Here is a 13,778-nt window from a genome sequence, read left to right as displayed (position 1 = left end):
CCCCGCATGGCGAACGAAGAGAAGCTCGTCGGATACCTCAAGCGTGTCACCGCCGAACTGCACCAGACCCGGGAGCGGTTGCGCGCCGCCGAGTCCGACGCGCGGGAGCCGATTGCGATCGTGTCGATGGCCTGCCGATTCCCCGGCGGCGTGCGCTCGCCGGAGGACCTGTGGCGGCTGCTGTCCGAGGGCGGCGACGCCATCTCGGAGTTCCCCGCCGACCGGGGCTGGGACGTCGAGGGCCTTTACGATCCGGAGCCGGGCGTGCCCGGCAAGAGCTACGTGCGTGAGGGCGGATTCCTCGATGGGGTGGCGGATTTCGACGCCGAGTTGTTCGGGATCAGCCCGCGCGAGGCCGTCGGTATGGACCCTCAGCAGCGGCTACTGCTGGAGAGCGCCTGGGAGGCGCTGGAACGTGCGGGTATCGATCCGCTGTCGCTGCGCGGCGCCCCCGTCGGGGTGTTCGCGGGTACCAACGGGCAGGACTATTCGGCGTTGATGGCCGCCTCGCCGCAACGAGCCGAGGCCTTCTCCGGCACCGGGAATGCGGCGGCGATCCTATCCGGGCGGGTCGCCTACGCGCTCGGGTTGGAGGGCCCGGCGGTGTCGATCGACACGGCGTGCTCCTCCGCACTGGTATCGCTGCACCTGGCCTGTCATGCACTGAGCAGGCGGGAATGCACCCTTGCCCTGGCAGGCGGGGTCACCGTGATGTCCACGCCGAGTTCGTTCGTCGGGTTCAGCATGCAGCGCGGGTTGGCGACCGACGGCCGCTGCAAGGCGTTCGCCGATGCGGCGGACGGCACCGGCTGGTCCGAGGGCGTGGGCCTGGTGTTGTTGGAGCGGCTATCCGATGCGCAGCGCAACGGGCATCAGGTGCTGGCGGTGGTGCGGGGTTCTGCGGTGAACTCCGACGGTGCCTCGAACGGCCTGACGTCGCCGAACGGTCCCTCCCAGCAGCGGGTGATCCGGCAGGCCCTGGCGAACGCGCGAATCCCGGCCGGCGGTGTCGATGCCGTTGAGGCGCATGGGACCGGGACGAGGTTGGGCGATCCGATTGAGGCACAGGCCCTGCTTGCCACCTATGGCCAGGACCGTCCGGCGGATCGCCCGCTGTGGCTGGGTTCGGTGAAGTCGAACATCGGCCACACCCAGGCCGCGGCGGGCATCGCCGGTGTGATCAAGATGGTGCTGGCGTTGCGCCATGGTGTGCTGCCGAGGACCTTGCATGTGGATGCGCCGTCGTCGCATGTGGACTGGGACGCGGGTGCGGTCCGGTTGTTGACGGAGCAGGTCGAGTGGCCTGCGGTGGATCGGCCCCGGCGGGTCGGGGTGTCCTCCTTCGGAATCTCCGGCACCAACGCACACCTGGTTCTGGAGCAGGTGCCGCCGCCGGTCGCGACCGAGGTCCCGGCGCGGGTGCCGGTGCCGGTGGTGCCGTGGGTGGTCTCGGCGCGGTCGCCGGAGGCGTTGCGGGCTCAGGCCGCGCGGCTGCTGTCGTTTGTGGAGGATGCGCCCCGAATCGCTCCGGTCGACCTGGGGTGGTCACTGGCCACGACGCGCTCGCTGCATTCCCATCGTGCGGTGGTGCTGGGTGGCGACCGGGAGCAGTTGCTTGCTGGTCTGGGTGTGCTCGCCGCCGGTGCCGCCGGTCCGAGGGTGGTCACCGGTACGGCCGGTTCCGGCCGGTTGGCGGTGTTGTTCTCGGGTCAGGGTGCGCAGCGGGTGGGGATGGGTCGGGAGTTGTACGGCGCGTTTCCGGTGTTCGCGGAGTCTTTTGATGCGGTGTGTGCCGGGTTCGATGGTCTGTTGCCGGGCGGGTTGGCGGAGGTGGTGTTCGGGGCGTCAAATTCTGACTCCGGTTCTGATTCTGATTCTGGGTCTGGTTCTGTTTTGGATCGGACGGTGTTTGCGCAGGCTGGTTTGTTTGCGTTTGAGGTGGCGCTGTTCCGTTTGGTGGAGTCGTGGGGTGTTCGTCCGGATGTGGTGACGGGGCATTCGTTGGGGGAGATCACTGCTGCGTATGTCGCGGGGGTGTTTTCGCTGGAGGATGCGTGTCGGCTGGTGGGGGCGCGTGGTCGGTTGATGCAGGCGTTGCCCGAGGGTGGGGCGATGGTGGCGGTGGCGGCGTCGGAGGACGAGGTGCGGCCGCTGTTGTCGGATGTGGTGGGTATTGCGGCCGTGAACGGTCCGGGGTCGGTGGTGGTGTCCGGTGCCGAGGTCGCGGTGTCGGCGGTGGCGGCGCATTTCGCCAGCTTGGGTCGCAAGACTCGCAGGCTGGTGGTGTCGCATGCGTTCCATTCGCATCTGATGGATCCGATGTTGGTGGAGTTCGCCGGGGTGGCGGAGGGTGTTCGGTTCGAGTCGGCGCGGCTTCCGGTGGTGTCGTTGGTCTCGGGCGAGGTGGCGGGAGAGGAGATTTCGACCCCCGAGTACTGGGTTCGGCATGTGCGGGAGCCGGTCCGGTTCGCCGACGGTGTGGATGCGTTACGTCGTATCGGGGTGACGCGGTTCTTGGAGTTGGGTCCGCAGGCGGTGCTCACTCCCATGGTCGGCGAGATCATCGCCGAATCGACAGCGGTGGCCGCCTCGCGCAAGGACCGATCGGAAGCGGAAGGCCTGCTCACCGCGCTGGCCACCCTGCACATCACCGGCATCCCGTTGGACTGGGACGCCCTGCTGCCCGGCGCCCACCGGGTCGACCTGCCCACCCATGCGTTCCAACGCCAACGGTTCTGGCCCGAGCCGGGAAGCGGCACCGGTGATGTCACCGCAGCGGGTCTGACCGCTGCCGAACATCCCCTGCTCGGTGCGATGGTCGCCGTGGCGGGAACCGACGGTCTGGTGTTGACCGGCCGGGTCTCGACCCGATTCCATCCCTGGTTGGCCGATCATGTCGTGCAGGGCACGGTGATCGTGCCGGGAACGGCGCTGGTCGAGCTGGCCATTCATGCAGGCGACCAGCTTGGTTTCCCGCAGCTGGCCGAGCTGACCCTGCACACGCCGCTCACCCTCACCCGACAAGACGTCCACCTTCAGATCGTCGTCGGCGAACGCGAGCAGAGCGGTGAACGCTCGCTGCATGTCTACTCCCGCCCAGACGACGACGGCTCGTGGACCACCCACGCCGCCGGGGTGCTCACCGAAACCATCGGGCGTGCCGACTTCGACTTCGCAGAGTGGCCGCCCGCAGGCGCGCAGGCGCTGCCGTTCGACGCCGAGGAGCTCTACACCCGACTCGCTGCGGGCGGGCTGACCTACGGCCCGGCGTTCCGAGGACTCCAGGCGGCCTGGGTCCGAGGCGAGGAGGTGTTCGTCGAGGTCGACCTGCCCGAGGAGGAACGTCCGTGCGCCACCGCATTCGGCCTGCACCCGGCCCTGCTGGACGCGGCCCTGCACGCCGCAGGCTTCACCGGGATCGGCACCGAGGACCAGCGCGGCCTGGTGCCGTTCGCCTGGTCCGGGGTCACCCTGCACGCTGCGGGCGCGGGCACCCTGCGGGCCCGGCTGTCCCGGCACGGCGCGGACGCCCTCGCCATCGCCGTAGCCGACGCCACCGGAGCCCCGGTCGCCTCGGTCGACTCGCTCGTCCTGCGCCCGATGACCACCGACCGGCCCACCGCACAGTCCGAGGCCCTGTACCGGGTGGACTGGAAACCGATGGTCGTCGAACCGCAGGCAGGCCCCGGCAGCTGGGCCGTGCTGGACGGCGAAGAACTCACCGCCACCCTGGCCCGGCAGGTCGCCGAGATCGCCGACCACCCCACTCTGGACGCCGTCACCGCCGCCGACGTGGTGGTCGTGCTGCTCCGCACGGCGTCCGGCCCCATCAGCGCCGAACACACCCACGACGCAGTCCAGGCGGCGCTCGAGGTGTTGCAGTCCTGGCTTGCCGACGACCGGTTCGTCGACTCGCGGCTACTCCTGCTCACCAGGTTCGCCGTCGGGGAGGACGCCGCCGCCCCCGCCGCCGCAGCCGCCTGGGGGCTTGCGCGCACGGCCCAGTCCGAGCATCCCGGTCGGATCGTGTTGGCCGACCTCGACGACCACCCCGCCTCCGCAGCCGCACTGCCCGCCCTGGTGGCCTCCGGTGAGGAACAAGCCGTGCTGCGCGGCGGCAGGCTTGCGGTACCGCGACTCGCCCGAATGCCCAAGCCCGGCGAACCGGACGGCCCGCTGAGGCCGCCGCCCGTCGAGCACTGGCGGTTGGACGCCCCGGAACGCGGATCGTTGGACAACCTGACCCTGGTGGAGTTCCCCGAGGCGGGGGCACCGCTGACCGAGGGCCAGCTCCGGGTGGAGGTGCGGGCCGCCGGGATCAACTTCCGCGACGTGCTCGGCGCCCTCGGGATGTACCCCGGCCCGCCCGTGCCGCTGGGCATCGAGGCGGCCGGGGTGGTCGTGGAGACCGGACCCGGCGTGACCTCGCTGCGCCCCGGCGATCGGGTGATGGGCATCTTCGGCGGCGCCTTCGGCCCGGTCGCGCTCGCCGACCACCGGATGTGTGCACGAATCCCGGACGGCTGGACCTTCGCCGAAGCAGCCTCCGTGCCGCTGGTCTTCCTCACCGCCTACTACGCGCTGGTCGATCTCGGGCAGGTCAACCCGGGGGAGACGGTCCTGGTGCACGCCGCCGCAGGCGGGGTCGGCATGGCCGCCACCCAACTCGCTCGCCACCTCGGCGCCGAGGTCTTCGGCACCGCCAGCGTGGCCAAGCACGACACCCTGCGCGCCCTCGATTTCGCCGAGGACCACCTCGGCTCCTCCCGCGACGTGCAGTTCGAGGACCGCTTCCGCACGGCCACCGACGGCCGAGGGGTGGACGTCGTGCTCAACTCGCTGGCGGGCGAGTACCTGGACGCCTCGCTGCGGCTGCTCGCCCCCGGCGGCCGGTTCCTCGAGCTGGGCAAGACCGATCTGCGTGAGCCGACCACCGGGTATCGCGCCTTCGACCTGATAGAGGCGGGGCCGGAACGCATTCAGGAAATGTTCGCGGCGCTGCTGACGTTGTTCGACCAGGGCGCGCTGCGACCGCTGCCGATCACCGCCTGGGATGTCCGGGACGCGCGCGCCGCATTCCGCAGGCTGAGCCAGGCCGGCCTCGTGGGCAAGGCGGTGCTCACCGTGCAGGCGCCATGGCGACGCGACGGCACCGTGCTGATCACCGGTGGTACCGGCGCACTCGGTACCCAGCTGGCCCGACACCTCGCCCGCGACGGCTTCCGACACCTGCTGCTGATCAGCCGCCGAGGCCGTGCGACGCCCGGCGCCGAGGAGCTGATCACCGAACTCGCGGGGCTCGGCGCCGAGACCGAGGTACTCGCCTGCGACGGGGCCGACCGCGACGCACTCGCCGCCGCGCTGCGCGACGTGCCCGCCGACCGGCCGCTCACCGCCGTCGTACACACCGCAGGCGTTCTCGACGACGGGCTGCTCGACGCGCTCACCGAAGACCGACTCGACACCGTGCTGCGCCCGAAAGCCGATGCGGCGATCCACCTGCACGAGCTGACCCGCAGCCTCGACCTCGCCGGTTTCGTGCTGTTCTCCTCGCTGTCAGCCACCGTCGGTGCGCAGGGCCAGGCCAACTACGCCGCGGCGAACGCCCTGCTCGACGCACTGGCCGCACACCGGTCCTCGGCAGGGCTGCCCGCCCATTCGCTGGCCTGGGGTCCCTGGGCCGCGGACGGCGGGATGACCGGCACCGTCGGCGAAGCCGATCTGCGTCGAATGTCCGCTGCGGGACTGGTGCCCTTCACCGAGCAGGACGGCTGGCCGCTGTTCGACCTCGCGGTGACCGCAGCCCATCCCGCGCCGGTCCCGGTGCGCTTCGACCTGCGGGTCCTGCGTGCCCGTGCAACAGGACTGCCCGCCGTGCTGTCCGGGCTCGCATCGGTCCACCGCCGCCCCGCCGCAGGGACGTCGAGCGGTGCGGGTTCGTTGCGCGAGCGGCTCGCCGGAATGACCGGCCTCCAGCGCTCGGCGGCCCTGCTCGAAGTGGTCCGCGCGCAGGTCGCGGGCGTGCTCGGACACGGTTCCCTCGAAGCGGTCGACCCGGACCGCGCGTTCACCGATCTCGGCTTCGACTCCCTCACCGCCGTCGAGTTGCGCAACCTGCTCGGCTCGGCGACCGGCCTGCGGCTGCCGTCCACGCTGATCTTCGACTACCCGACCCCGTCGGCCCTCGCCACCCAGCTGGACCTCGACCTCGGCGGTGCGGACACCTCGCGCGCCCCGGCAGGCCCGGTGCGCACCTCGGAGGCTGCGGATCCGATCGCGATCGTGGCGATGAGCTGTCGCTTCCCCGGCGGCGTCACCTCCCCCGAGGACCTGTGGCGCCTGGTCTCCGAGGGAGTCGACGCCGTCGGGGAGTTCCCGACCGACCGAGGCTGGGACCTGGCCGGGATGGCCGGAACCGCCGGGCAGCGCGCCGGGGTGAGCTACGTGCACGAAGGCGGCTTCGTCGACGGCGTCGGCGGCTTCGACCCTCGGTTCTTCGGCATCTCCCCCCGCGAGGCCCTTGCCATGGACCCGCAGCAGCGGCTGCTGCTGGAGGCGTCCTGGGAGGTGTTGGAGAACGCCGGAGTGGTCCCCGCCTCGCTGCGGGGCACCCCGACCGGAGTGTTCATCGGCGCCGCGTCGAGCAACTACGGCACCGGATCGACCGAGGTCCCCGAGGAGATCACCGGACACCTGCTCACGGGCAACGCGGGCAGCGTCTCCTCCGGCCGGATCGCCTATGTGCTGGGTCTGGAGGGCCCGTCGATGACGGTGGACACGGCATGCTCGTCCTCGCTGGTCGCCCTGCACCTCGCCTCGCGCTCGCTGGCTGCCGGCGAGTGCAGCCTCGCCCTGGTGGGCGGCGTCGCGGTGATGGCGACCCCCGGGATGTTCCTGGAGTTCAGTCGCCAGCGCGGACTGGCCCCGGACGGCCGCTGCAAGGCGTTCGCCGAATCGGCGGACGGCACCGGCTGGTCCGAGGGCGTCGGCCTGCTGCTGGTGGAGCGGTTGTCCGATGCGCGGCGCAACGGGCATCCGGTGTTGGCGGTGGTGCGGGGTTCTGCGGTGAACTCCGACGGCGCCTCGAACGGTCTGACCGCGCCGAACGGTCCTTCGCAGCAGCGGGTGATCCGTGCAGCGTTGGGGGATGCCGGTCTGGCGGCGTCCGAGGTCGACGTGGTGGAGGCGCACGGGACCGGGACCACCTTGGGTGATCCGATCGAGGCGCAGGCGTTGCTGGCCACCTACGGTCGGGATCGCCCGGCGGATCGGCCGTTGTGGTTGGGTTCGTTGAAGTCGAATATCGGTCATTCCCAGGCTGCGGCCGGGGTCGGCGGCGTCATCAAGATGGTGCAGGCGATGCGCCACGGGGTGCTGCCCAAGACGCTGCACGTCGACGCGCCGACCTCCCACGTGGACTGGGCGAGCAGCGACATCCGACTGCTCACCGAGGCGGTTCCCTGGGAGAGTGCGGACCGGCCCCGGCGGGCCGGGGTGTCCTCCTTCGGGATCAGCGGAACCAACGCGCATGTGCTGCTCGAACAGGCACCGGAGCCCGCGGCCGTGCGCCTCGATACCCCGGAGGCCACCCCTCGGGTGGTGCCGTGGACGCTGTCGGCGCGCTCGCCGGAGGCATTGGCGGCGCAGGCAGATCGCCTCGCGTCCCATCTGGCGGGTGCCCCGGGACTCGGGGTCGCCGAGGTGGGGCGGTCGCTGGCGACCTCGCGGTCGACCTTCGAGCACCGCGCGGTGGTGGTCGGCGGCGATCGGGATGAACTGCTCGCCGGGCTGGCAGCGCTCGACGCACCTGATGTCGCCGGCGTGGCCGGTCCTGCTGGTCGGGTGGTTCTGGTGTTTCCGGGTCAGGGTTCGCAGTGGGTGGGGATGGGTCGGGAGTTGTTGGGGTGTTCTCCGGTGTTTGCTGCGCGGTTCGCGGAGTGTGCCCAGGCGTTGGCGCCGTGGGTTGAGTGGTCGCTTGTCGCTGCTGTGGATGATGAGGGGTTGTTGGGGCGGGTTGATGTTGTTCAGCCGGTGTTGTTTGCGGTGTTGGTGTCGTTGGCTGCGGTGTGGGAGTCGTTTGGTGTTCGGCCGGATGCGGTGGTGGGTCATTCCCAGGGTGAGATTGCTGCGGCGGTGGTGGCGGGTGGCTTGTCGTTGTCTGATGGCGCGCGGGTGGTGTGTGCTCGTTCTCGGTTGATTGCGCAGACCCTGGCCGGGGGCGGCGGGATGCTGTCGGTGGCTTTGCCCGAAGACGAGGTCCGCTCCCGCCTCACGACGTTCGACGCCGGTGCCGGTGCCGGTGCCGGTGGTGTGGTGTCGGTGGCGGCGGTGAACGGCCCGTCGTCGGTGGTGGTCTCGGGTGAGCCGGAGGCGTTGGCCGGCTTCGCCGGGTCGTGTGAGTCCGATGGGGTTCGGGTGCGGCGGATCGCGGTGGACTACGCCTCGCATTCCGAGCAGGTCGAGCGGCTCGAGTCGGATCTGCTGACGGCGTTGGACGGGATTGCGCCGCAGCGCAGTGGGGTGGGTTTCTTCTCCACGGTGACCGGTGACTGGATCGACACCAGTGAGTTGGATTCCGGGTATTGGTATCGGAATCTTCGTCAGACGGTGCGTTTCCATTCTGCGATCGTGTCGCTGGCGGAGCAGGGCTACACCGGGTTCGTCGAGTCCTCGCCGCATCCGGTGCTCACGATGTCCATTCAGGACACCCTGGACGTTCTAGAGGTCGACGGGGCCCTGGTGACGGGGACGCTGCGCAGGGACGACGGCGGACTGGGCCGGTTGTACGACAGCCTCGGTCAGGCCTGGACACAGGGATACCCGGTCGACTGGACCCCCGCCTTCGGTGAGCACTCCCGGCGGGTGCCGCTGCCCACCTACCCGTTCCAACACACCCACTACTGGCTGGAGAACTCGCAGCCTGCCGGGAACGCAGGCTCCCTCGGGCTCGAGCCGACCGAACACCCGTTACTCGGCGCCGCGACCGACCTCGCAGCAGGCGGTGACACCATTCTCACCGGCGCCCTGTCCACCGCCCGACAGCCGTGGCTGAACTGGCATTCGGTGGCGGGCACCGTTCTCTTCCCCGGCTCGGGCTTCCTCGAACTCGCCCTGCACGCCGCCGACCACATCGGCTACCGGCGGGTGGACGAACTCACCCTGGAGACACCACTCACCCTGACGGAGGACGGCGTGGTGCAGATCCAGGTCGCCATCGCTGAACCCGAGGCCGACGGCAAGCGGGCCGTCACGGTCTACTCTCGTCCCGCAGGCGCCGCCGAACCCGACTGGACCCGGCACGCGGCCGGACTGCTCGCCCCGGCGGCAGGCTCCGGCGGCGAACTGCACGTCTGGCCACCCGCAGGCGCCACCGCGATCGAACTCGACACACCGGAGAACGGCATCCTCACCGCCTGGCGGGACGGCGAGGAGGTCTTCGCCGACGTCGCTCTTCCCGAGGAACTACACGAGGAGGCCGCCCGCTTCGGCATCCACCCGGTGCTGCTCAACGCCGCGCTGGACGTGATCAACCTGGTCGCGCTGGACGGCGAACTCGCCGACGGCTGGATGCCCTTCTCCTGGTCCGGGATATCGCTCGCCGCCACCGGCGCGACCGCCGCACGGGTGCGGCTGAGCAGGACCGCCGCGGACACCGTCGTGCTCACCCTCGCCGACGGGGCGGGCGAACCGCTGCTGTCCACCGAATCCCTCGTCCTGCGGCCGCTGCCCGCCGCACCGGACACCAACGGCGGCAGCCACCACCCGCTGCTACGCCTGACCTGGCCGGTCCTTCCGCTCGACACCGCCGAACAGGGCGGCAGGTGGGCCGTGGTCGGCGAGGACGAACTCGATCTCATTTCCAGCCTGCGCGCCGCAGGCATGCCTGCCGAGTCGTACCTGGATCTCGCCTCGCTCGGAGCGGCGGCCGGACGGGGAGCAGCCGCCCCCGACGTCGTCCTCGTCTCCTGTCTGACCGCCACCACCGGGGACGGGGACGCGGCAGCCGCCATCCGATCGGATGCATCCCACGCACTCCGGATGGTGCAGGACTGGCTCACCGAGGACTCCCTGCACGGCTCCCGTCTCGTGATCTGCACCCGGGGGGCGATCTCCGCAGCCGCCCATGACCAGGTCACCGACCTCGGCGGCGCCGCAATCTGGGGCCTGCTGCGCACCGCGCAGAGTGAGAACCCCGACCGGTTCCTGCTGGTCGACCTGGACGACCGGGAGAAGTCCGCAGCAGCCCTGCCCGCGCTCCTCGCCGCAGGCGAACCGCAGGCCGCAGTGCGCGACGGCGCCGTGCACATCCCGCGACTCGAACGCGCGGTCCCGCTGCCCTCGGCAGAGCCGATCAGTCTCGGAGACGGCACGGTGCTGCTCACGGGTGCGACGGGCACCCTCGGTCGGATCTTCGCCCGCCACCTCGTCACCCGGTACGGCGCTCGCGATCTGCTGCTGCTCAGCCGTCGTGGACCGAAAGCCGACGGCGCCGAGGAACTGCTCGGCGAACTCACCTCGCTCGGAGCGCGTCCCGAACTCCTCACCTGCGACGCCGCCGACCGCACCGCCCTCGCACAGGTGCTCGCCGCCATCCCCGTCGACCGGCCGCTCACCGCAGTGGTGCACGCCGCCGGAGTGCTCGACGACGGCGTGCTCGACTCCCTCGACGAGGAACGCATGGACCGGGTGCTGCGCCCCAAGGTGGACGCGGCGCTCAACCTCCACGAGCTGACCGCCGACGCCGCACCGAGCGCCTTCGTGCTGTTCTCGTCCGTGGTCGGTACCTTCGGCTGGCCCGGCCAGGGCAACTACGCCGCCGCCAACGCCTTCCTCGACGGACTCGCCCAGTACCGGCGGCGACTCGGCCTGCCTGCACACTCGCTGGCCTGGGGGCTCTGGGCCGCCGCCGCCGACCTCGCAGGCGCGGGCCGATCGCGGATGTCCCGAGGAGGTCTGCGCCCGCTGTCCGAAGCGGACGGCCTGGCCCTGTTCGACAGCGCGCTCGGCAGCACCGATCCCGCACTCGTCGCCGCACCGCTGGACACCGCCGCCCTACGCTCCGGGACGGCGGAACTGCCGCGCATGTTCGCAGGTCTGGTCCGGCCGGGCCGCAGACGAGCCACCGCCGTGCGTGGTACGGACGCGGGAACCCTGCGCAGGGAACTTGCGGGCATGTCCGAAGCCGAACAGCTGGAAACGCTCACCGGCCTGGTGCGCACCAGCGCCGAGGCGATCCTCGGCTTCACGGGCAAGGACACGCTGGCGGCGGAACAGGACCTGCTCGCGGCCGGATTCGACTCGCTCACCGCGATGGAACTCCGCAACCGGCTCGGCTCGGCGACCGGGCTGCGCATGGCGGCGAGCGTGGTGTTCGATCACCGGACTCCGTCCGCGCTGGCCCGACTCCTGCGCGAGGAGCTCGCCACCGCGCCGGACGCCACCACCGCGAGCACCCGGAGCGACCCCGCCGACAGCCTTCGGCACCTCTTCCGTGAGGCATGCGCCGCGAACCGGCTCAAAGAGGGGCTCGGCCTGCTCGAGGCTGCGGCGGCGCTGCGCCCGTCGTTCCGCGACGCAGCCGAGTTCGGCAGGCCGCTGGTCCCGGTGCAGTTGGCCCGAGGCGAAGCGCGCCCGCCGCTGATCTGCTTCAGCTCCTACGCCGCGATGGGCGGGATCCACCAGTACTCCAGGCTGGCCGCCGCGTCCCGAGGGGTACGCGACCTGCACGGCATTCCCACTCCGGGCTTCCCGGCGGACGAACCGCTGCCCGCCACCCGCGAGGCACTGTTCGGCCTCTACGCCGACGCGGTGCTCGCGGCAGCAGGCGAGGAGCCGTTCATCCTGCTGGGATCCTCCTCCGGCGGCCTGTTCGCGCACGCCACCGCGAGTGCCCTGGAGGCCGAGGGGCGTCCCCCGGCCGCCGTGGTGCTACTGGACAGCTACATCCCGCGCACCGTCACCGGGAACGCGTTCTGGCAGCAGATGACCCAGGGGATGTTCGACCGGGAGAGTCTGTTCGGAGAACTGGACACCACCCGGCTCAGCGCGATGAGCTGGTACTTTCGGATCTTCGCCGACTTCGAGCCTGCGTCCCTCGCGGCGCCGGTGTTGTTCGCTCAGCCCGCCGACGCAATCATGATCGGCCCGGATCAGCACGAACCGGAGGGCGAGTGGCGGTCCACCTGGGATACCGCGCACACCTCGATCGTGGTGCCGGGGGACCACTACACGATGGTCGAGTCCCACGCCGAGACCACCGCAGCCGCCATCGAGGCATGGATCGCCGAGACGCTGTGACCAACGGCCGAGCTGGCCGGATTCCGGACGCGAGCCAGCGCGAATCTCGGCATCTTCCCAGAAGCCGCGCTGAGATCGAAGAAATCTGCGGGGCCGCGCGAGCGGCGTGGCGGCCGGAGCTACCGGAAGTCCTACCCGCGACCAACTGTAAGGAGAGCAATGTCGCCACGTTCATTGCATTCGGAGACCAACGAGGCGGAGCCGGTGACGGGTCTGCGTATCCTGATGATGCCGCTTCCGATGCATGGTCACGTCATGCCCACCCTGCCGCTGGTGACCGAGTTGGTGCGCCGAGGTCATGAGGTGGTTTACGCCATCACCGAGAATCTGGCCGAGACGGTCGCGGCAACCGGTGCCGAGGTGCTGATCTACGAATCCCCATTGTCCACCACCCCGCCCGGCGATCTATTCGACGTCGAGCACATGTTCCGCCAACCCCTCCGGGCGGTCCAGGAGGCACAGGCCACCACCGCCTCGATCGAGGCCCACTTCGCCGACGCCCCACCGGACGTGGTGGCCTACGACCTCGTCACGTTCCTCTCGGGGCGGGTTCTCTCCAGGAAGTGGAATCGGCCTGCGATCGAGTTGTTCCCCACCTTCGCCTCCAGTAACGAGTTCTTGTTTCTCGTCAAGCTCTTCGAACAGGTCGGCGAACAGTTCGATCCGCAGCACCCCGCGATGGCCGAGTACTTCACCGCGCTGATGACCTACCTCGGAGCGCACGGCTTTAGCGACCCCGCGTTGGTGAACGATCCCGCTGAGGAGGCCAACCTCGCCTTCTTCCCCAAAGAGTTCCAGCTCGGCTACGAGACCTTCGACGAACGCCATTCCTTCGTCGGGCCGTGCCTGGAGCGAAAGGAACCGGAGACTGGCTGGACGCCCCCTGCCAGCGGTCTCCCGGTGGTCCTGGTCTCGCTCGGCACCACGACGAACGAGCGCCCCGAGTTCTTCCGGATGTGCGCGCAGGCCTTCGAAGGCCAACCATGGCATGTGGTGCTCACCCTAGGCAGCCGGGTGCGGCCCGAGGAACTGGGGATTGTCCCGGAGAACGTCGAGGTGCACCAATGGCTTCCGCATCTCGCCGTGCTGCCACACGCCAGAATGATCATCAACCAAGCCGGTATGGGCAGCCTGATGCAGGCATTGCACTATGGGGTCACACCGGTGATGGTGCCGCACTCGCCGGAACAACAGATGATCGCCGAGCGGGCGGCCGAACTGGGCGTCGGCCCGCTGATCCGTCACGATCAGATCGACGGTGAGGTGCTGCTGGCTGCGGTGCGGGAGGCGGACGCGCCGCACTACCGCAAGGCCATCGAGGCGCTGCAGGAGAACATCCGCGCGGCCGGCGGCGTCGACGGCGCGGTCGCGGTGTTCGAATCCCGGGCGCGGGTCGTGAGTCCGGCCTAGAACCGGTGGCGGCGGCGGGTCCGGCGGGTGAGTGCCTGCTCCGTCGTCGCTGCCGTGCACCGTTGCACGGC

Annotated in this window: 2 protein-coding genes; both read left to right on the top strand. The window is 70.4% G+C overall.

Translation table 11 applies throughout. The annotated features are described in order from the left end of the window. Nucleotides 1-6: 6 nt before the first annotated feature. Nucleotides 7-12,297, top strand: coding sequence for a type I polyketide synthase (locus tag UA75_RS16975; protein ID WP_075741077.1), 12,291 nt, complete (start codon nt 7-9; stop codon nt 12,295-12,297). Nucleotides 12,298-12,456: 159 nt separating this feature from the next. Beyond that, a complete protein-coding gene (locus UA75_RS16970) occupies nt 12,457-13,707 on the top strand; it encodes a macrolide family glycosyltransferase (RefSeq protein ID WP_075741076.1) in 1,251 nt (416 codons plus the stop codon). The last annotated feature ends 71 nt before the right edge of the window (nt 13,708-13,778 follow it).

The sequence above is a fragment of the Actinoalloteichus sp. GBA129-24 genome, from assembly GCF_001941645.1.
GTDB classification, from domain to species: Bacteria; Actinomycetota; Actinomycetes; order Mycobacteriales; family Pseudonocardiaceae; genus Actinoalloteichus_A; species Actinoalloteichus_A fjordicus.
Note: the sequence above shows the minus strand (reverse complement) of the source record. Positions and strands in the feature narration are given on the sequence as shown.

Coding starts and splice junctions, on each gene's coding strand:
- UA75_RS16975 (WP_075741077.1), top strand. CDS start 7: ATGGCGAACGAAGAGAAGCTCGTCGGATACCTCAAGCGTGTCACCGCC.
- UA75_RS16970 (WP_075741076.1), top strand. CDS start 12,457: ATGTCGCCACGTTCATTGCATTCGGAGACCAACGAGGCGGAGCCGGTG.